Consider the following 21,582-nt stretch of genomic DNA (forward strand, 5'->3'; position numbering starts at 1 on the left):
TTTTTTATTTTTATTCTTCACTATCATCTACAATAGTCGTGCCATCGGTCTGACTCTCCCCGCCTACAGGCTTTTCCGCATCTTCCATTAACTCAACATCATCTTCATCATGCAATACTTTTGCCACTGCAGCTATAGAATCATTACCCTTAAGGTTTATAAGTCTTACACCCTGTGTAGCACGGCCCATAACTCTTAGATTCTCAACAGCCATTCTAATTACGATCCCCGATTTATTAATGATCATTAGATCATCATCGTCTGATACGTTCTTAATAGCGACAAGTTGTCCTGTTTTCTCCGTAACTGAAATTGTTTTAACTCCTTTTCCACCTCTATTTGTGATTCGGTAATCTTCCAGGCTTGATCTTTTACCATAACCATTCTCAGAAACTACGAGAATATCTGAATCAAATTCGTTCACCGAAACCATTCCAACAACTTCATCTTTATCATCGGCAAGCGTAATTCCGCGAACACCTGAGGCATTTCTACCCATAGGTCGGGTTTTGCTTTCCTCAAATCTAATTGCCTTACCACTTTTAAGCCCTAACATCACCTGGCTATTACCAGTCGTTAGTTTTGCTTCCAGCAATTCATCACCGTCCTTAATAGTTATTGCATTAATACCATTTGTTCTTGGACGGCTATATTTCTCAAGGCTTGTTTTCTTGACCTGTCCTTTTTTGGTAGCCATGATCACAAAATGATTATTTACATAATCTTCATCCTTAAGATCCTGAGTACAGATAAAGGCATTCACCTTATCTTCAGGTTCAATGTTAATAAGGTTTTGAATTGCTCTTCCTTTGGAAGCTTTACTTCCTTCCGGAATTTCATAAACTCTCATCCAGTAACATTTACCGTTTTGAGTAAAGAATAACATATACTGGTGGTTGGTACCTACAAAAAGGTATTCAAGGAAATCTTCATTTCTGGTGTTAGATCCTTTTTGGCCAACTCCTCCTCTATTCTGAGTCTTATATTCGTTTAGTGAAGTACGTTTGATATAACCAGCATGAGAAATAGTGATCACTACCTTCTCATCCGGGATCATATCTTCGATACTAAGATCACCACCGGCATATTCAATTTGAGATCTTCTTTCATCCCCGTACTTTTCCTGTACTTCCAGAAGTTCCTCCTTGATCACTTCCATTCTACGCTCTTTTCGAGCCAGAATATCTTCGAGATCTTCGATTGTTTTAATGATGTCATCATATTCAGCTCTCAGCTTATCCTGTTCAAGACCGGTAAGTTGTCTCAATCGCATTTCTACGATCGCTTTAGCCTGAATTTCTGAAAGTTCAAAACGATCAATTAATTTATTACGTGCTTCTTCAGCATTAGAAGAAGAGCGTATCAATGCGATCACTTCGTCTATATTATCAGAAGCAATGATCAATCCTTCCAGGATGTGGGCACGCTCCTTTGCCTTCCGCAGTTCAAATTCAGTCCTTCTTACAACCACATCATGTCTGTGTTCTATGAAGTGATGAATAAGATCTTTTAAATTCAACATTTGCGGTCTTCCATTCACCAATGCAATATTATTTACACTAAAGGAAGACTGTAAGGCTGTGTGTTTAAATAATGTATTAAGAACGATGTTAGGAATAGCATCTCTTTTCAATTGGTATACGATACGCATACCATTTCTATCAGACTCATCTCTAATGAGACTGATCCCTTCGATCTTCTTGTCATTTACAAGGTCTGCTGTTTTTTTGATCATATCAGCTTTGTTCACCTGATATGGAATTTCTGTAACAACCAGATATTCACGACCCGCAATCTCTTCCATGTGCGATTTAGCACGCATTACAACTCTACCTCTTCCAGTTTTGAAAGCTTCCTTTACACCATCATAACCATAAATGATTCCTCCTGTTGGAAAATCTGGCGCCTTTATATATTGTATAAGTTCATCGATCTCGATATCGTGATTTTCGATATAAGCGATGGTACCATCTATAACTTCATTTAAATTATGAGGAGGCATATTAGTCGCCATACCAACAGCAATACCGCTGGCTCCGTTCACCAATAAATTTGGCACTCGTGTAGGCATTACTACAGGCTCACTTAACGAGTCATCAAAATTCAGCTGGGTATCTACCGTTTCCTTGTCAATATCTGCAAGCATGTCCTCACTGATCTTACGCATACGCGCTTCAGTATAACGCATCGCTGCAGGACTATCCCCGTCTACAGATCCAAAGTTACCCTGGCCGTCTACAAGCATATATCGCATGCTCCATTCCTGGGCCATACGCACCATAGTATCATATACAGAAGAATCCCCGTGCGGGTGATACTTACCTAATACCTCCCCTACGATTCTCGCAGATTTCTTATAGGCTCTATTTGAAAGTACTCCAAGCTCATACATACCGTAAAGCACACGTCTATGTACAGGTTTCAATCCATCACGTACATCTGGTAGTGCACGTGACACAATGACCGACATCGAATAATCGATATAGGCAGATTTCATTTCATCTTCAATATTGATAGGAATTAGCTTTTCTCCTTCAGCCATATTAAAAAATTTAATTATCTTAAAATTGTAAGGGGCAATTTACATATTTTATACCTCTTTAACGTCCCGTTATCTCTGAGCTTAAGTATTTTTTATTAACAAATTTTTATTGTGTTTTGGTTAATAAGTTCATTATTTTCCCTTTTGAAAAGTGATGGTTATTTTGTCACTTAGCTATGGTCACCTTATTAGGTACAGTTTTTGTCCTATTTGGAGTAAAAATAAAATTGAGAAAGGAAGATAAAAATGGATGATAATTTTTCACCAAGAGTAAAAGACGTTATTGCTTACAGTAAAGAGGAAGCATTAAGGCTTGGTCATGATTTCATTGGAACTGAGCATCTAATGCTGGGGTTGTTGCGAGATGGAGACGGGAAAGCTATAGATATTCTAACCGCATTGGAAATTGACCTTAGCCATTTGAGACGTAAAGTCGAGATACTAAGTCCTGCAAATCCCAATACTGTTACTATAAGTAATGAAAAGAAAAACCTGCATCTTACCAGACAGGCAGAGCGAGCATTGAAAACTACATTTCTGGAAGCCAAACTATTCCAGAGTGCCTCGATTAATACCGCACACTTATTATTGTGTATTCTTAGAAATGAGAATGACCCGACTACCAAACTGCTCAATAAATTGAGAATAGACTACGATGGCGTTAAAGATCAGTTTAAATATATGATCGCTAGCGATGAAACCGACTTTTCAGATAGTCCGACAGCGGAGTCATTTTCAGATGATGAAGGAGATGAAGCTACGAGGGAAAATCCGTTTAGCGGAGGCGGCGGAGCCAGTACAGGTAAAACCAATAAGAAATCAAAAACTCCGGTTCTAGATAATTTTGGAAGAGACCTCACTGCAATGGCTGAAGCTGACAAGCTGGATCCTGTGGTTGGTAGAGAAAAAGAGATCGAAAGAGTTTCTCAGATTCTTAGTCGTAGAAAGAAAAACAATCCTTTACTAATTGGAGAACCAGGAGTTGGTAAATCTGCAATCGCTGAAGGATTAGCACTAAGAATCGTAAAAAGAAAGGTGTCCAGAATTTTATTCGATAAAAGAGTGGTTACCCTTGATCTTGCTAGCTTAGTTGCCGGCACAAAATATCGTGGCCAGTTCGAGGAAAGAATGAAGGCTGTGATGAACGAGCTAGAAAAGAATGATGATATCATCCTTTTTATAGATGAAATTCATACGATCGTTGGAGCAGGTGGTGCAACGGGTAGTCTGGATGCCAGTAATATGTTCAAACCTGCACTTGCAAGGGGTGAAATACAATGTATTGGTGCTACCACCCTTGATGAGTACAGACAATATATCGAAAAGGACGGTGCTCTAGAAAGAAGATTCCAGAAGGTTATAGTGGAGCCTACTACGGTAGATGAGACCATAGAAATCCTTAATAATATCAAAGATAAATATGAGGATCACCACAATGTGCAGTATACAAATGAAGCGATTGAAGCTTGTGTAAAGTTGACAAATCGCTATATGACCGACAGGTTTTTACCAGATAAGGCTATAGATGCTTTAGATGAAGCAGGATCTAGAGTCCATATCACCAATATCGATGTGCCAAAACAGGTACTCGATCTTGAAAGAAGACTTGAAGAGGTTCGGGAAAATAAAAATTCTGTAGTCAAAAAACAGAAGTATGAAGAAGCGGCTAAACTTAGAGATGATGAAAAAAATCTTGAAAAAGAACTTGCGGTAGCTCAGGAAAAATGGGAAGAAGAGTCCAAAAAACATAAGGAAATTGTTTCTGAAGATAGCGTCGCTGATGTAGTTTCGATGATGACTGGAATTCCGGTAAATCGTATTGCTCAAACCGAGAGTAATAAACTTGTGGAACTTCCTCAATTGATCAAGGGGAAAGTAATTGGACAGGATGAAGCTGTAGGGAAAGTTGTCAAAGCCATACAGAGAAATCGCGCCGGACTTAAAGATCCAAATAAACCAATTGGTTCATTTATATTCCTTGGACAAACTGGTGTTGGTAAGACGCAGTTGGCTAAAGTTTTAGCTAGGGAACTATTTGATAATGATGATGCTCTTATCAGAATTGATATGAGTGAGTATATGGAGAAATTCGCTGTTTCCAGGTTAATTGGAGCACCTCCTGGATATGTAGGTTACGAGGAAGGTGGACAACTTACCGAGAAAGTTCGTAGAAAGCCTTACGCTGTGATCCTCCTGGATGAGGTGGAAAAAGCACACCCAGATGTATTTAATATGCTATTACAGGTGTTAGACGATGGTTATCTTACTGATAGTCTTGGAAGAAAAATCGATTTCAGAAACACGATCATAATTATGACCTCCAATATTGGAGCTAGAAAATTGAAAGACTTTGGACAGGGTGTTGGTTTTGGTACTACCGCTCAGAAATCTCAGGTAGATGAAAATGCCAGAAGCGTTATCGAAAATGCACTTAAGAAAGCATTCGCTCCCGAGTTTTTAAATAGAATTGACGATGTGGTGATATTTAATGGTCTTGAAAGAGAAGATATTCATAAAATCATTGATATCGAACTTGCGAAATTGTTTGGTAGAATTCAAGGACTTGGATACGATCTTACTCTTACAGAGAAAGCCAAAGATTTTATTGCTGATAAAGGTTTTGACAGGCAATACGGTGCCAGACCTTTAAATCGAGCGATTCAGAAATATATCGAGGATGCTTTAGCTGAAGAGATCATTACTTCTAATTTGAAGGAGGGTGATAAGATCACGATGGATCTGGATGAAGAAAAAAGCGAACTGACCATAGATATTCAGAAATCTGTAGAAACTGAATAATATATAATTTCATTAAATAAAAAAACCTGCTATGGAAATATCAGGTTTTTTTATACTTGTGTTTCGACCAAACTTCAGTAATTTAGCGGGAAATTGTCCCAATAATCATATGAACTACCCTACTATTGAACTTGATTTTGGCAGTGTTTCTATTCATAAAAATTTTATGGTCGCTAAAATGAACGAAGGAATTCTGTTTGATATTAGCAAAAATGAAATTCTTCTTGAAATTGGAACTGAAGTCTTTCATGGGAAACCTTATGCTTACATATCACATAGAGTGAATAGCTATGCTGTAGACCCAATGGTTTACAAACAATCTGCAAAATTTCAAAATCTCAAAGTTATCGCAGTTGTAAGTGATAACGATATGACGAGAACCCTTGCTTCTACAGTTGAAAAGGAATTCTATGTTGACGCAAATTCTTTTAAGGTTTTTGCTGAGCTTCCGGATGCTACAAGTTGGGTACAGAAAAAATTATCACTTTTGGTCTCCGAATAGAATTTATCAAATTAATTCTTTTGAACTGATTCCGGATTTCTATTGAATAGTTCCTGAACTGCCCGACCAATGTTATCTGCGATGTCGCCAGCAAGCAAACTTTCATACCCTAATTGATCACTTGCTATTGTACCGCTTGAACCATGTAAGTAAACAGCCAGAATTGTCGCAGCAAGGCTACTATATTTCTGACCTACAAAACTTGTTATAACACCAGAGAGAACATCACCACTACCAGCAGTTGCCATTCCCGGATTACCCGAAGAATTTATATAGATCTCTTCGTTATTTATTATAAAAGTATGAGCGCCCTTTACTACGACGATAAGTTTAAACTTTTTACTTAAGGCTTTGACCTTTTCAAGTTTATCAAAATCATCCTTCCACTCCCCTATTAGTCTTTTTAACTCCCCTGGGTGAGGCGTGATGACCGAATTTTCAGGCATTTTTTCCAAAAGTGACTTTTTCTTCGATAAGATATTAATCCCATCAGCATCAACCACAATTGGTTTATTCTGTGTTTTTAAAAATTCTTCAAAAGCTTTAGCTGTAGCATCATTGGTTCCTGCTCCCATTCCGAAGCAATAAACATCAGCATCGAAATTTAAAGGTAACTTGGTGATCATCTTAGAATTTTCATCTGTGAGTACCATAACCTCCGGATTAGATATTTGGAGGGCATCATACCCACATTCCGGAATGAAAACCGTACAGAGTCCGGTGCCTGAGCGCATTGCCGCCCTTGAAGTTAGAGTGACACTTCCCATTTTACCGTAACTCCCTCCAATGATCAAAACCTTTCCATAGTCGCCTTTATGTGAGTTTATTTTTCTTGATCTATATAGGCTTTGAGCCTCCTCTTTTCCTATCAGGAATATTTTTGAATCCACATTTCCCAAATATTCCCGATCAAGTGCTATATCGATGACCTGTAGATCGCCAACATAATCCATGGTGTCTGGCAGGTAAAAACTTAGTTTAGGAGATTGGAAGCTCAGAGTATATCCTGCCTGAACTACTGCTCCATCTTTAAAAATCTTATCTGGCGCTAAACCACTCGGCATATCGATAGATAAGACAGAAGCTTGTGAAGTATTTATTAAATTAATTAAACTAGCAGGCCAGCCTTCTACTGGTCGGTTCAAACCAATTCCAAACAACGCGTCTATAACAAAATCACCAGTATGAATTTCAGGGAAACCGTTTTCGCTCTTAATAAGTTCCGGCCAGTCATTTGTGATTTCCTTCAACTTCTCATAATTGCTCAAAAAATCTTCAGATCTTTTATCACTATAATTCACTACAAATGTGCGAACCTCGTATCCATGCTGAATAAGATGCCTGCCAACTACCAACCCATCTCCTCCATTATTACCAATTCCGCAGAAAATTTTTATGGGAATCGGAGCTCCCTGCAATCTTTTATGAATTTCATTAAATACAAGCGTTCCTGCCCTCTCCATTAGTTCTTCTGAAGTGATTTCCTGCTTTTCCAGAGTAACCTTATCTGCCTCTGCCAATTGTGCTGCCGTAAGTATTTTCATTAGGTAAATCTTTCTTGTTCTTTTATTTTTTGAAGCTTAAAGATACTCATATAAAAACGCTTAATTAATATTGTATTCTATCTGAATTCAATAAATTTGGGCAAATTTTTGACAATAATGAAAGAAGTAGCCCTGTCTGCAATACACAATGAATTAAATGCCAAAATGGTACCTTTTGCTGGATACAATATGCCAGTATCTTATGAAGGTGTAAACATTGAACATCAAACTGTACGAGAAAAACTCGGTGTTTTTGACGTTAGCCACATGGGAGAATTTCTGATTTCCGGAGAAAATGCACTGAAACTTATTCAGAAGATCAGTTCTAACGATGCTTCAAAACTTACAGATGGGAAAGCTCAGTATTCTACGATGCCTAACGAAGATGGTGGTATTGTAGATGATCTTATTATATACAGGCTGGAAGCAGATAAGTATTTGTTAGTTGTAAACGCTTCGAACATTGATAAGGACTGGAATTGGATCTCTCAGCATAATGATGTAGATGCGACTATGCGTGATATGAGTGATGAATTATCATTACTGGCGATACAGGGACCTAAAGCTGCTGAAGCAATGCAATCCCTTACATCGATCGATCTTCAAAATATGAAATTTTACACTTTCGAGGTCGGAACCTTTGCCGGTGTAGAAAAAGTGATCGTTTCAGCTACAGGTTATACGGGAAGTGGCGGGTTTGAAATTTATTTTAAAAATGAAGATGCTCCTCAAATCTGGGCGGCAGTAATGGAAGCGGGAGAAGAATTTGGTATAAAACCAATAGGACTCGCAGCAAGAGATACCCTAAGACTGGAAATGGGATATTCCTTATACGGGAATGATATTGACGATACTACCTCTCCTATTGAAGCAGGTCTAGGCTGGATCACGAAATTCAGTAAAGATTTTATAAATAGTGAAGCGCTTAAAAAGCAAAAAGAAGAAGGTCCAAAACGAAAGTTAGTCGCATTTGAAATGGATGAAAGAGCTATCCCCAGACAGGGATACGATATTGTAGATGAAAACGGCAAGAAAATTGGAGAAGTCACTTCGGGCACCATGTCACCATCCCTTGAAAAAGGAATTGGTTTAGGATATGTACCGGTAGAAGTTGCTGGTGTTGGAAACAAGATTTCCATTCAGATAAGAAAAAAAGCTGTACAAGCAACTCAGGTGAAATTGCCCTTTTATAAAGGATAATTTATTTGAAACGAATTTTGATACTAGGAGCGAGCGGCTTTATTGGGAATTCCCTGTATAAAGAGCTCTGCTCCTATTTTGATACACACGGTACCTATTATACTGAAAATGTTTTTTTTGAAAAAAATCATCAATTCCACCATTTTGATATGGAAACGGAAAATATCAGTATTTTACTTGAAAATTTGAAGCCTGATGTCATCGTATCCTGCCTGCGAGGAGGTTTTGAACCTCAGATTCATACTCATTTTGAGATTATTAACTACCTACTCAATTATCGGAAAAAGTTAATATTTCTCTCTTCAGCCAATGTCTTTGATGCTTTCACTAACTATCCTTCTTATGAATATGACAAAACACTTAGTCAAAGCGTTTATGGCAGATTCAAGATCAAAATAGAAAATGCGTTACTCAGACTTCCGAATAAACAATATAATATTCTGAGACTTCCTATGGTCTACGGAAAAGGTTCCCCGCGCATTAAGGAGATAAGAACAATTCTGGACCTAAACGAACCGCTGGAAGTATTCCCAAATGTGGTCGTGAATGCTACTGAAATTGGAAAGGTAACTCAACAAATTCACTATATAATTAATAGAAACAGACAGGGTGTATTCCATTTGGGCAGTGATGACCTGGTGCATCAACGCGATCTTATAGAGGACCTTAGCAGGGAACTTGGTTATGAAAACCCACTTTTCAAGAATGTTTACGACTCCAACTTCGACAGATTCCTGGCTGTACTTCCAAAAGATAATAAGCTTCCAAAGAACCTACAGATAAGTATCCAGGAAGTAGTCCAAGCATCAGCTAAACTATAGCTGTTAATTTGAAATTAAACTGAAGTCCCATAACGATGTTATGCTTCATTCTTAGTAACTTGAAGAAAACCAAATAATTAAGTCATGAAAAAATTAAGTGATACTGAGATAGACGAACAATTAAAAAATCTTGATGGATGGACATATGCCAAAGGTGCCATTCATACTTCTTTTGAATTTGAGAATTTTAAAGAAGCATTTACCGTAATGACAAGAATTGCATTTGAGGCAGAAGCACAGGAGCATCATCCAAATTGGGGAAATGTATACAATCAATTAGAAATTTCACTTTCTACTCACGATGCAAATGGTGTGACCGAAAAAGATTTCAAACTTGCCAGAACAATAGAAGAGATCATCGAGTCGACGAATTGAAAATCTGTTGAATACTAGAAAACCAGCTCCTTACCCATACTGTATTTAGGAGCTTTTTTATATTTTTGCGCGAACCTAATTAAAATTTGAAATGGGAAGAGCTTTTGAATTTCGCAAAGCACGGAAAATGAAACGTTGGTCTGCAATGGCTAAAGCATTTACCAGAATTGGTAAAGATATCGTCATGGCAGTGAAAGAAGGTGGTCCAGATCCTGACACGAATGCCAAACTTCGTGCCGTGATTCAGAATGCGAAAAGTGTCAATATGCCTAAGGATAATATCGAGCGTGCGATCAAACGTGCTTCAGATAAAAATCAAGGTGATTACAAAGTGGTTCTTTTTGAAGGCTATGCTCCTCATGGTATTGCTGTTCTCGTAGAAACTGCGACAGATAATAACAATAGAACAGTTGCAAACATTCGTTCTCATTTCAACAAATCTGATGGGAATCTTGGGACTTCAGGTTCTGTAGAATTCATGTTTGACCATACCTGTAATTTCAGAATTAATGCTGAAAATCAGGATCCGGAAGAACTTGAGTTAGAATTGATAGATTTTGGTGCAGAAGAAGTTTTTGAAGATGAAGACGGAATTCATATCTATGCACCCTTTGAATATTTTGGTGCCATTCAAAAGGAATTAGAGAACAGGGAAATGGAAATACTTTCTTCTGGATTTGAAAGAATCCCTCAGGTTACAAAACCTTTACAAGGTGAACAGGCAGCAGATGTAGAGAAATTGCTTGAAAAACTGGAAGAAGACGATGATGTTCAAAACGTCTACCATACTATGGAGACAACAGATGAGGATTAATTAGAAATTTTCTTTAATCTTGCCTTCTACACCCTCATAGAACTGGGTGATAATTTTAAAATCTGAATCAAAATCTCCGGTTGGCTGAAAAGCTTCGGAGATTTTTACTTTTTTGGGCTTATAGTCGAAGGAAACCATTACGATAGGAACCTCTGCTTTTAAAGCTATATAGTAAAAACCTGTTCTCCACTTATCGGTTTTCTCTCTGGTGCCTTCGGGAGATAAAGCTAATCGAAAAATAGTCTTGTTTTCAAAGACTTTCGCAATCGCATCCACTTTATTCTTTTTTCCTGATCTATCCAACGGTGCGCCACCTACCCATTTGAAATACCACCCAAAAGGTGTTTTGAACAATTCCTGCTTTCCTACAAAATTAAATTCCACATTCATCATCTTACGAACCAGGATTCCTAATAGAAAATCAAAGGAACTTGTATGTGGCGCAACGATAACTACACACTTCTTTGTTCTGGAAGTAAAATTATCCTCCAGACGCCAGCCTAAAATTTTGTAGAATATAAATTTTGCCAGCCAGCGCATAGGTTATTCCCGATGATGTTTCGTAGACTCATCTCCACGTCGGCGTTTCTTCTCTTCTCTTAGTAAAGCCAACTCCCTACCCGTTTGTCCTTTAACTGAAGTGTTTTCCTGAGCACGCCTTAGTAAGTAAGGAACTACATCTCTAACCGGTCCAAATGGAACCAATTTTACAGCGTTGTATCCTTTTTTAGCCATATTATAGCTTATATGATCACTCATACCATAAAGCTGACTAAACCATATTCTCTTATCGTCGATTGAAATACCCTTATCCTCCATAATCTGTAGAGCCAGGTAACTACTTACCTCGTTATGAGTACCTATGAATACTGAAATATCTTCCAGATGATTTAGACAGTAAGACATTACCGAGTTAAAGTTAACATCTGTTGCCTCCTTGCTTTCGCATATAGGCGATGCATAACCTAATTTCTTAGCTCTGGAATTTTCTTTTTCCATATAAGCACCTCTCACGATCTTCGCTCCAATTTTAAAACCTTCCTTCTGGCCTTGCTCGTGAAGATCCTTCAGGTAGTCCAGCCTGTCCCAGCGGTAACATTGCAGTGTGTTGAAAATAAGCACTTCATCCTGGTTGTATTTTTTCATCATTTCAACCATAAGATCATCGGCAGCGGTTTGCATCCAGGTTTCTTCGCCATCAGCATACAATCGTACCTTTAGTTCAAATGCGCGCTTACATAATGTTTCCACTCTGTTTTTTACACGTTCCCACTCTTCCTTTTCGGCCTCTGTAAGACTAAGCTTTTCACTTACTTTTTCCCAAATCGCAAATCTTCCAATACCGGTAGGTTTAAACATTGCAAAAGTAACTTCATCACTTTCATTGGCATATTCAATCAGACTCAGTTTCTTGCGCATTGCAGAATCAAATTCTTCTTCACTCTCCTTACCTTCAACTGAGTAATCAAGAATACTATGCAAATTCTCTCCGTACATCTCCTTGGTAACGGGCTTACAATCCTCTTCGGTAACACCTCCGCAAAATTGTTCAAAAATTGTTTTCTTTATAAGAGTTTCTACTGGTAAGTGTAACTTTAGCGCCATTTTAGTTAATGCGCTACCTGCTTTCACTAAAGCAGAATAATTCATCATGCTAAACAAAAATATCGCCCTATCCAGGTCTGAATTTGATTTGAGTTTGAACGCAGATTTAGTATTATTGAATATCTTCTTTCTTATCATTTCATGCTGTTAATCGGGCAAATATAATTATTGAAGATGACTATTATCATAAATTCTCTTTAATTTCGAAAGCTCTAAATGCCAATATCATGAATGAAGCTAAACACTTAGTCAATCCTGTATTTTACGGTATCGAATCTTACTCGAAAATCAACCAATATATAGAAGATAAAAAGCCATCATCATTATATATTTTGGTTGACACCAACACCCAGGAACACTGTCTAAGCATATTCTTGAAGAATATATCTACGAATCAACAGATTGAAGTTATTGAAATTGAACCGGGAGAAGAAAATAAGCATATTGAAACCTGTACTGGTGTTTGGAGTGCTCTTTCAGAGCTTGGTGCAGATAGAAAGAGTTTGATGATAAATCTTGGTGGTGGTGTTGTAACCGATCTTGGAGGTTTTGTAGCTTCAACGTTTAAGCGTGGTGTTCCATTTATTAATGTTCCAACTACCTTACTTTCTATGGTAGATGCATCGGTTGGAGGTAAAACCGGTGTTGACCTAGGAAATCTCAAAAATCAGGTGGGAGTCATAGTGCAGCCAGAAATGGTTGTTGTAGATAGCAGTTACCTACAAACATTATCCTCACGTGAAATGCGCAGTGGTCTTGCTGAAATACTGAAACATGGACTTATAGCTGATGAATCTTACTGGGATCGCATGAGCAACCTGAGCTCTCTAGATCTTTCAGACCTTGATACTATCATAGAACATTCAGTAAATATAAAATCAGAGATTGTTTCGCAGGATCCTTATGAACAGTCCATCAGGAAAAATCTTAATTTTGGGCATACGCTCGGCCACGCTGTTGAATCCTTCTATTTAACTAATCCTGAGAAAGATAAATTACTTCACGGAGAAGCAATTGCGATCGGGATGATCTTAGAATCATATATATCTTCTGAGATTCTAAATTTTCCAAAGAAAAAATTACATGATATTTCAAATATTATAATTGATCTATTCGGTTTCGTGGACATACCTTCGGAAGATATTAAGGAGATCATTTCGTTACTCAAACATGATAAAAAGAACTCGAATGGACAGGTAAATTTTGTTTTATTGAATGATATCGCTATTCCAGAATTAGATGTTGTAGTTCCTGAAGAGCTGATTATCAAATCTTTCGAATTTTATAGCTCTCTGAATTTAACTAATCATTAATTTAATCGAATATCTGGCAACTCCCTTGTGTGGCGTTTGATATTTTATTTATACTTGCATAAACCAATCACACTATGAAAAGGATAATTGTAGACTATAAAAAGCTTACTCCTGAAATTCTTGGACTTCTTGTAGAGAAATATCCTGATGGATATGATGATGACCAGGTTATCGCCTTTAAGAATGCTAAAAATGAGACTGTTGAAGCTGTGGAAGTAAAGACTGAAGATACCATTTACCTGGTCAAAGTAAGTACCAGGCTTGAAAGTACTATGGCGAATTTTGACGAAGATGATTATGAAGATTCAGAATTTACAGATCCTATTGTAGACATTCCGGAGAAGGATGATACTGAAGAAGACGAAGACAAATAAAAAAGGGACGCAATTGCGTCCCTTTTCATTTTATAATTACTGGTAATTATGCATGTTGTAAATCATGCTTACCTTCTTTAATTTCTTCAATCACCTTTGCATTAAAAGCTGGAAGGTCATCAGGATTTCTACTTGTAACCAAAGCTTCATCAACTACAACTTCCTGGTCTACCCATAATGCACCAGCATTTTCAAGGTCTTTACGAATACTACTAAAGGATGTCATCGTTCTACCTTCCACAACATCTGCACTAATTAAAGTCCACGGTGCATGGCAAATAGCACATACGGGTTTGCTTTGTTTGAAGAAGTCCCTAACAAAGACCAATGCACTCTCTTCTCTTCTTAAATTATCTGGATTGATAACTCCTCCTGGAAGCACTAAAGCATGGTAATCTTTTGCTGAAACCTCGTCAAGAGTTTTATCTACTTTAAAGTCTTTTCCCCAATTATCACCATCCCATGATTTAATGTCACCTGACTTAAGGCTAACGATCTCTACATTAAAACCTTCTTTCTCCATTGCCTCTTTTGGGGAGGTTAGTTCTACTTCTTCAAATCCATCTGTTGCTAAAATTGCAATTCTCTTATCCATAATTTTTCTTTTTTTAGTTACTCAAAGATAGGATTAGGAAGAGCGAATCTGTATTAATAGCCTATTAAAACTGGGCGTTTAAGAGTTAAAGGTTAATTAAAACTATTTTTCTTTCGAAGTTTCATCTGCATCCAGGTAAGACTTCAAACGGTCTACGATATACTTTTCTTCTTCAAGCTGAACTTTTCTTTGCTCCAGTTTCTTCATCTCCTGGTATATTGCTGGTTCACCAAATCTGTTCGGCTCCACCTTCTCTTTCTTCAGAAGAGCATATTGAACTGTGAACTCTGCACCAAAGAATAAAATTAAACAGGTATAGTAGACCCAAAGGAGTATTAATACCACTGAAGACGCGCCACCATAAACTGATGCCGGATCGCTCTGACCAAAATATATACTTATAAGAGTCTGACCAACAATAAAAAGTGCTGTAGTCAATGCAGCTCCAGTGTATGTGGTCTTCAACCTGATATTAATATCTGGTAGAAGCTTAAAGATCATTGCAAATAAAGTCGTTATGAAGAAAAACGTAAGTGCGTAATTTAAAATATACATTGCAACTTGAGTAATATCAGGAATAAGCTGTTGCATTGTTTCTGTAATTAACTTCAGAATAGTAGAAACTACCAGAGCTATTAATAAAAGTAATCCAATGACTACTACCATTCCCAGGGAAATCACACGATCAAGAACCATACGGAGAAAATTAGTTTTTTTGGCCGCAACATTCCATATGTTATTCATGGCGATTTTCAACTGAAAAAAAACTCCGGTTGCACCAAAGATAAGCATCGCTAAACCAAAAATTATAGCCAGTGTAGAGTCCTGCGACAATGCAGCATTTTCGATCATGCCCTCAATTGCTTTGGAAGCTTCAGTTCCAATAAACTCCCCTATCTCACCTGTAAGCCGGCCTTGTACGGCTTCTCTTCCGAAGAAATAACCCGCAATACTTACTACAATAATCAATAATGATGGTAATGAAAATAATGCATAATAAGCGATGGTAGCACTTCGGGCATAAGGTTCATTCTTATCCCAGCTCACATAAGTCTTCTTAAGAAGCTTGCCGAAAACCTTGATTTTGCGAAACATTAGAGATACTTCTCTTTAATCACCTCAATATGATGCATAGCATGACCAACCATCATAAAGCCGAGCGCTCTGGGTGAAGCATTGATATCATTCATGATTCCACCAAGTTTTAGCATATCGACAGTCATGCTTTCGAAAAGAATGATGCCTGCCTCTCTAACAATTTTATACTCTTTAATAAGATCTTGAACCGATCTGTGTTCTGAGCGACTATTTAAAACATAAATATCATGATCAAATCCTGGCAAAGGTTGCGGTTCGTTTCTGGCAATTGCTAATGCTCTGAATTGAAAAATTCTTTCAGTATCAATTATATGCTGAATCATTTCTTTTAATGTCCACTTACCTTCTTCATAGCGGTAATCCCATTTATCTTCTGGAATATTTTTCAAAAATTGAATAAACTCAGAAGTATTCGATTTGAGGCTTGGAACTAATTCAGCTTCGGGTTCTAATCTATCGATATAACCTCTATAAAATTCACCTATTTCTCCCTTAGTAAGTTCAGATTTCTTCATTAAGCAGAATTTCTACTGGCATTAATATTTCCATACAACGACCTTGTAACCATTTTTTCATATACCTCAAGGGCTTGCTGGTTGGCTTCAGGGTTTTTACTCAGCTCCTGCACCATTCTAAGCGCGTGTTGCTGAATGGTTAATAATGGGAGCACAATTCTTTCCCGGGCCTGAATAGAAGCCTTTCCTGCTGGCTGATTCTGCATCAGACTATTATAGCCGGTAACCTTCAATAACATTTTCTTTGAACGTTCGAACTCATCATGAATCACCGTCCAGAATTCTCCAAACTCTTCATCATCTTTCATATAGGCAGTTAATGGGAAAAATGATTTAGTCAAGCTCATCATACTGTTTTCAAGCAAGGTTTTAAAGAATTCAGAATTGTTATAGAGATCCTGGACTTCATCAAACCTACCTTGTTTATACATTTCTTCCATAGCGGTTCCCACTCCAAAGAATCCAGGAACATTTTGTTTGAGCTGACTCCAACTTCCAACAAATGGAATCGCCCTTAGATCTGATAAATTAAGTTCTGCAGACTTATTTCGTTTACTAGGCCTACTTCCAATATTAGTTTTAGCGTAGTATTTAAGAGTACTCATTTTTTCCAGGTAAGGGATGAAACGAGGATGCTTTTTAAAGTCTGTATATGTTTTGTAGCTAATCTCAGCAAGCTCGCTCATAGTATTACGATCCTGATCATTCAGTTTATTTTTACCTTCGCTGAAAATTTCATTAGAAACTCCTGAACTTAATAATTGCTCTAGATTATACGTACAACTATCTTTGGTGCCAAAATTGGAGCTAATCGTTTGCCCCTGAACGGTTAATTGAATTTCCTCATTCTCGATTGTTGGTCCTAAAGAAGCATAGAATTGATGAGTTTTTCCACCACCTCTTGCCGGTGGTCCACCACGACCATCAAAGAAGACAACTTTAATTCCGTACTCACGTGAAATTCGAGTAAGTTCCTCTTTAGCTTTATAAATACTCCAGTTTGCCATTAAGTAACCACCATCTTTAGTTCCATCACTAAAGCCTAGCATGATCGTTTGCTTATTACCTCGTTTTTCAAGATGTTCTTTATACACTGGATTTTTGTACAACTTCTCCATCACATGATGTGCTTCTCTTAGATCAGGTACCGTTTCAAATAATGGGATCACATCCACAGTTGGTTTTTTCCAACCGCATAATTTCATGTATAAAAAAGGCTGTAAAACTCCTTCCACACTTCCGCAGTTACTAATGATATAGCGATTGGCTCCCTGCTCCCCATTCTTTTTCTGAATTTCCTTCATCGCATATATGGATGAAAGCGTAGATTTAGTCATCCCTTCATCGAATTCTTCAGGATCTAACTGTGCATCTGTCGTTGTCATTACAGCAATTTTCTCCTCTTCTGAAAGAGTTTCGAAATTTTCCGGAATCAACTTTGGTTTGTATTTCTTGAGATCTGCAAATACTTCTTCGTGTTTCGAGCTGTCCTGCCTAATATCTAAAGTTGCGAAGTGGAAACCGAAGAGTTTGATCTTATTGATCATGTCATCGAGCTCTTCAAGAAATAATGACTGATGTTTATTTGTCAAAATTTCTCGCGCGGTTTGCAATTTCGAAACCAATTCCTCTAAGGATATTTTTGGTGTGTCTGAATTCGTAACGGCTGAATCATACAAAGCTTTCTCTATTTCAGCCATGATCTCATTAACCTCTCTAAATGTAAGTCTTCTCTTTAGTTTACGAATATCCCGGTAATAATTAAGGAGTATGGTACGGCGAAGTCTACGTGCAACTCTCAAAGTGATCTCAGTTGTTACAAACGGGTTTCCATCTCTATCACCTCCTGGCCAGAATCCGAGATTGATCACCTGGTTGCCCACATCCTCTCCATCAAATATATTCTGCTGAATGTAATTATGGATCTTACTTGCACTCTGGTAGAAAACATTTTCAAAATACCAAATGAGACTAACAGCCTCATCGTATGGGGTTGGTTTCTCTTTATTAAAGAACGGAGTTTTTCCAAGCTGTGCTAATAACTGCTTAATACGAACCAGATCATTTTTTTGAATTGCCTTATCCAAATCTGTTATAATTCCCAGCACTGCGCCAGGATAAAATTGGGTAGGATGCGCTGTAAGAGTAGGTCTTACATTGAATCGCTTCAAGTATTCCTTTAACTGCTCAGTTTTTTGTTTTGCTTCCGCTTCTTCTTTAACACTTCGCAGGGTACCACGACCATCCATATTATTTACGATAGGGAACGACGCATCTTCAATGGCATCAAATAAAACTACCTGGCGCTCTATGTATTGGATGAAACGAAAAAGCAAAGCGTTACGCTCATCTTCCATTGGGCTTTCTCCGTAACGTTCAAAAAAGTGTTCAACGATCTCAGAAGGATTCTTATTTTCAGAAAATCCACGTTCGCAAAGTTCTTGAAAAAGTGGTAACAGCGCTCCGGTCTTTTGTATCTCATCATAGGGTAAGGTTAAAAAGATACTATTATAGACCTGATACTTTGCCAGCACATTATCATTAAATCTATCTAAACGAGGTTCTCTATTCATAATTTCAATTTTTTCAACTGACCTAAATGTAAAAAAAAACCCTCTAAACAGCTAGGTCTAAAGGGTCTTTATTAAAAGTTTAGTATAAATTACATCTCTTTAAATATGGAATGCATCAAACGTTTTTTATCGTTGATACTTTCCTCCAGAGAAATCATAGTTTCTGTTCTATAAACACCCTCAATATCATCAAGTTGGAAAATGATCTCCTTTGCATGCTGGGTGTTTTTAGCACGTATTTTACAGAACACGTTAAACTTGCCGGTTGTTACATGAGCAACCGTAACGAATGGAATTTCATTAATTCTCTCAAGTACAAATTTAGTTTGTGAAGTATTCTTAAGAAAAACACCTACATATGCGATAAACGCGTATCCAAGTTTCTTATAATCCAGAGTTAACGATGATCCTATAATAATTCCAGCTTCTTCCATTTTCTTTACACGAACATGGACAGTTCCAGCTGATATCAGTAGTTTCTTAGCAATATCGGTGAATGGAGTTCTGGTATTCTCGATAAGCATGTCAAGAATCTGGTGGTCGGTGTCGTCTAATTTAAACTTAGCCATCTTGAAGTTCTATTTTTAATGAAATTCAAAATTAATACAAAATCATTGAATTATTGCTAAATAAAAACACATTTATTGGGGATTTAGCTCGAAAATCTCATCATTTAAGAATATTTTATTAACTACAACGTTTTCGGAAATTTCGCCCTCTTCCATCAAACTTATCTTTTTACATGCTGCATCAATTTCACGATGACCAAATAAAACTGAGTCTTTGTGAATCCCTTCGATAACCGGGACGAATCGTATTCGATCGTGAACTAATGTTTCTTTGAATTGTATCAGGATATCCTTTTGATCTCCTTCGATGTTTACATTTCTTAAAATCACATCACGAAAACATTTAGCATTCTCAGGAATCTTCAAATATTGCCTGTGATCAGCACTTTGCCCATTCATTATTTGCTCCAGGCAACTTCTCAAAGCTTTAAAAATGAATTTTCGCGTTACATCCCTATTGTAGTCTCCAGGATAATGACCTGCCTCAAAAAGAATAGTCGGAGTTCCTAAACTTTGAAAGGTGTCGCCAGCACAATTAATATTAAAACCATCATCATACCTCCCTATTCGCTCCCCTAATTCATCTTTCAAATCCTTTACAATTCCAGCAATTAATGACATACTATCCTTACGTGCCCCCGTGATACTACGATCTATATCGCTCGAAGGCGTCAGAAAAGATAGGATCGCCGGTAAATTTGTTTCTCCAGCACTAAAGATGGTTCGTTGATCATGAAGATTCAAACAGAAATCAGGTTGGAATTCCCGGTAGACCTTCATCAACAATCTGCTTTCTGGCTGACTAAGATCCTGCATGTCTCGATTAAGATCTACATTATTGGCATTAACCCGCGTATAATTCGCCGCACCATCTGGATTAAGAACAGGAATAATATATAATTTCGTCTCTTCCAGAAGTGATTTATTATAAAGATTTTCTACATCCTCTGCTATTGAGTTTAAAAAATCCAGTACAGCTTTGGTTGTTGTAGATTCATTGCCGTGCATTTGCGACCACATCAAAACCTTCTTTGAACCCGATCCAATTTGCAATCCGTAAATATTCCTGTGCTCTACGGAAGTACCTATAGTTTCAAATTCGAATCTATCTGAATGCATAGAAATAAAATCTTCCAGTTGATTATTATGAAAATAACGGCCTGCCACTTTCCTGAATTTGGCTTTATCATAATCGCGATTACTTAACCACAGTCTTGCTTTCTCTTTCATGTTCACAAAATTAAACAATCAAATATTCACAATTGTATACAGCTGCAAACCCATATAAAGTTTACAGTTGTAAATAAGTTGATTTTTGCAATGGTAGTATGCATAGGAATTTATCCATATCTCAATAAAATACACTTTATCGTTTTAGTAATCAACTGTTTATATTTATTCTTATAAAGTATTAGTTTAATGTGAATCCAGTCGTTTACAGATGTGTATTTACACTAAAATATGCTATATTTACATTTGTAATCAATGGGAGAATGAGAAATAATTTACAATGGTAAACACGGAACAATTTGGAACAAGGCTGCAACGCATCCTTGAATATTACGATCTGTCAGCTGCATCTTTTGCAGATAAAATTGATGTTGGAAGGTCTTCCATCTCTCATATCTTATCCGGCAGGAATAAACCAAGTTTAGATTTTGTCATGAAAGTTGTCAAGAATTTTCCTGAGGTGGAATTATACTGGTTATTGAATGGTAAAGGCTCCTTCCCTCCCAAAACCGACTCAGTTAATGAAAAAAGTGTACAGCAAATAAAAGCCGATCACTCAGCTCCTGAACCCCAAACCACAAATTCTGAAGTCAGGGCTACGAAGGACGATCAGGTCCATCAGAAATCTCCGAGTAACAAAAAGGTGAAACGAATAGTATTTTTTTATGAGGATGGTAGTTTTGAAGCCTTTGAAAATTGACTCTCATTTGATTAAAACTTACCTTGCAGTATGAACAAAATGATTCCACTCTTCTTAGTCCTGTTACTCACATTGAGCTCTTGTTTTGAAGCCAACAGAAACTGTGCTAATTTTAGAACTGGTACTTTTGAGTTTGAAACGTATATAAACGGAGAATTACAAAAATCTACTTTCATAAGAAATGACTCGATTGAAATTGAGTTTTTTCAGGGAAAGACAGATACAAGTTCCGTACGATGGATCAATCCATGTGAATATATTATCAAGAATACCAATCCGAAGAATATGGCTGAACAGAAGCCAATCCACATGAAGATCCTCACGACTTCAAAGAATAGCTATACGTTCGAGTACGGCCAGGTAGGTGAAACCCAAAAGGCCCGCGGAGAAGTAAAAAAAGTTTTAGAATAGAC

Annotated in this window: 20 protein-coding genes; 10 read left to right on the top strand and 10 right to left on the bottom strand. The window is 37.3% G+C overall.

From position 1 onward, the window contains the following. Positions 1–10: 10 nt before the first annotated feature. On the bottom strand, positions 11–2,542 hold the full coding sequence (gene gyrA, locus T8I65_RS08565; protein WP_322300298.1) for a DNA gyrase subunit A: 2,532 nt from the start codon (positions 2,540–2,542) through the stop codon (positions 11–13). 246 nt (positions 2,543–2,788) lie between these two features. On the opposite strand from gyrA, the gene T8I65_RS08570 reads away from it, so the two are divergent. Together T8I65_RS08570 and T8I65_RS08575 are read left to right on the top strand one after the other, a co-directional pair. Continuing rightward, positions 2,789–5,341, top strand: coding sequence for an ATP-dependent Clp protease ATP-binding subunit (locus T8I65_RS08570; RefSeq protein WP_322300299.1), 2,553 nt, complete (start codon positions 2,789–2,791; stop codon positions 5,339–5,341). Positions 5,342–5,372: 31 nt separating this feature from the next. Beyond that, positions 5,373–5,843: a hypothetical protein gene (locus T8I65_RS08575; protein ID WP_322300300.1), complete on the top strand. Its 471-nt coding sequence runs from the start codon at positions 5,373–5,375 to the stop codon at positions 5,841–5,843. 11 nt (positions 5,844–5,854) lie between these two features. Here T8I65_RS08575 and T8I65_RS08580 read toward each other — a convergent pair whose 3' ends face one another. Beyond that, positions 5,855–7,387 (bottom strand): NAD(P)H-hydrate dehydratase, encoded by a 1,533-nt coding sequence (locus tag T8I65_RS08580; RefSeq protein WP_322300301.1) that lies wholly within the window; start codon positions 7,385–7,387, stop codon positions 5,855–5,857. Between the two features lie 117 nt (positions 7,388–7,504). Between T8I65_RS08580 and gcvT the strand changes: the two genes are divergently transcribed. The 4 genes from gcvT (at position 7,505) to T8I65_RS08600 (ending at position 10,597) form a co-directional block, all read left to right on the top strand. Beyond that, the gene (gene gcvT / locus T8I65_RS08585) at positions 7,505–8,587 is read left to right on the top strand and encodes a glycine cleavage system aminomethyltransferase GcvT (RefSeq protein ID WP_322300302.1); all 1,083 of its coding nucleotides are present in this window, start codon (positions 7,505–7,507) and stop codon (positions 8,585–8,587) included. Positions 8,588–8,592: 5 nt separating this feature from the next. Further along, positions 8,593–9,408 carry a sugar nucleotide-binding protein gene (locus T8I65_RS08590; RefSeq protein ID WP_322300303.1) on the top strand — a complete coding sequence of 272 codons (816 nt, stop codon included), beginning with the start codon at positions 8,593–8,595 and terminating at the stop codon, positions 9,406–9,408. Between the two features lie 84 nt (positions 9,409–9,492). Next, complete coding sequence (locus T8I65_RS08595; protein WP_322300304.1) at positions 9,493–9,783, top strand: 4a-hydroxytetrahydrobiopterin dehydratase; 291 nt, start codon at positions 9,493–9,495, stop codon at positions 9,781–9,783. A gap of 91 nt (positions 9,784–9,874) precedes the next feature. Further along, a complete protein-coding gene (locus T8I65_RS08600; protein WP_322300305.1) occupies positions 9,875–10,597 on the top strand; it encodes a YebC/PmpR family DNA-binding transcriptional regulator in 723 nt (240 codons plus the stop codon). Here T8I65_RS08600 and T8I65_RS08605 read toward each other — a convergent pair whose 3' ends face one another. Continuing rightward, positions 10,598–11,137, bottom strand: coding sequence for a 1-acyl-sn-glycerol-3-phosphate acyltransferase (locus T8I65_RS08605; RefSeq protein WP_322300306.1), 540 nt, complete (start codon positions 11,135–11,137; stop codon positions 10,598–10,600). It lies immediately after the preceding gene. A gap of 3 nt (positions 11,138–11,140) precedes the next feature. Next, positions 11,141–12,340 carry a proline dehydrogenase family protein gene (locus T8I65_RS08610; RefSeq protein WP_322300307.1) on the bottom strand — a complete coding sequence of 400 codons (1,200 nt, stop codon included), beginning with the start codon at positions 12,338–12,340 and terminating at the stop codon, positions 11,141–11,143. Positions 12,341–12,429: 89 nt separating this feature from the next. On the opposite strand from T8I65_RS08610, the gene aroB reads away from it, so the two are divergent. Both aroB and T8I65_RS08620 read left to right on the top strand, forming a co-directional pair. After that, positions 12,430–13,515 (top strand): 3-dehydroquinate synthase, encoded by a 1,086-nt coding sequence (gene aroB / locus T8I65_RS08615; RefSeq protein WP_322300308.1) that lies wholly within the window; start codon positions 12,430–12,432, stop codon positions 13,513–13,515. Between the two features lie 74 nt (positions 13,516–13,589). Next, positions 13,590–13,889, top strand: a complete 300-nt coding sequence (locus tag T8I65_RS08620; protein ID WP_295180277.1) for a hypothetical protein — start codon at positions 13,590–13,592, stop codon at positions 13,887–13,889. Positions 13,890–13,935: 46 nt separating this feature from the next. On the opposite strand, the gene T8I65_RS08625 is transcribed toward T8I65_RS08620, so the two are convergent. From T8I65_RS08625 to T8I65_RS08650, 6 genes are all read right to left on the bottom strand, one after another. Then, the gene (locus T8I65_RS08625; RefSeq protein WP_322300309.1) at positions 13,936–14,484 is read right to left on the bottom strand and encodes a type 1 glutamine amidotransferase domain-containing protein; all 549 of its coding nucleotides are present in this window, start codon (positions 14,482–14,484) and stop codon (positions 13,936–13,938) included. 102 nt (positions 14,485–14,586) lie between these two features. Beyond that, complete coding sequence (locus T8I65_RS08630; RefSeq protein ID WP_322300310.1) at positions 14,587–15,579, bottom strand: YihY/virulence factor BrkB family protein; 993 nt, start codon at positions 15,577–15,579, stop codon at positions 14,587–14,589. Continuing rightward, positions 15,579–16,097, bottom strand: coding sequence for a DinB family protein (locus T8I65_RS08635; RefSeq protein WP_322300311.1), 519 nt, complete (start codon positions 16,095–16,097; stop codon positions 15,579–15,581). Before T8I65_RS08635 ends, T8I65_RS08630 begins: the two co-directional genes overlap by 1 nt. Next, on the bottom strand, positions 16,097–18,670 hold the full coding sequence (locus T8I65_RS08640) for a phosphoenolpyruvate carboxylase (protein ID WP_322300312.1): 2,574 nt from the start codon (positions 18,668–18,670) through the stop codon (positions 16,097–16,099). The genes T8I65_RS08635 and T8I65_RS08640 overlap by 1 nt, the downstream gene beginning before the upstream one ends. Before the next feature lie 89 nt (positions 18,671–18,759). After that, positions 18,760–19,239 carry an Lrp/AsnC family transcriptional regulator gene (locus T8I65_RS08645; protein ID WP_026916117.1) on the bottom strand — a complete coding sequence of 160 codons (480 nt, stop codon included), beginning with the start codon at positions 19,237–19,239 and terminating at the stop codon, positions 18,760–18,762. Between the two features lie 72 nt (positions 19,240–19,311). Continuing rightward, positions 19,312–20,469, bottom strand: a complete 1,158-nt coding sequence (locus T8I65_RS08650) for a DUF2817 domain-containing protein (RefSeq protein WP_322300313.1) — start codon at positions 20,467–20,469, stop codon at positions 19,312–19,314. A 280-nt stretch (positions 20,470–20,749) separates the two neighbouring features. Between T8I65_RS08650 and T8I65_RS08655 the strand changes: the two genes are divergently transcribed. After that, positions 20,750–21,169, top strand: coding sequence for a helix-turn-helix transcriptional regulator (locus tag T8I65_RS08655; RefSeq protein WP_322300314.1), 420 nt, complete (start codon positions 20,750–20,752; stop codon positions 21,167–21,169). A 30-nt stretch (positions 21,170–21,199) separates the two neighbouring features. After that, the gene (locus T8I65_RS08660) at positions 21,200–21,580 is read left to right on the top strand and encodes a DNA topoisomerase IV (protein ID WP_322300315.1); all 381 of its coding nucleotides are present in this window, start codon (positions 21,200–21,202) and stop codon (positions 21,578–21,580) included. Positions 21,581–21,582 lie beyond the last annotated feature (2 nt).

It is taken from the genome of Christiangramia sp. OXR-203 (assembly GCF_034372165.1).
GTDB lineage: Bacteria > Bacteroidota > Bacteroidia > Flavobacteriales > Flavobacteriaceae > Christiangramia.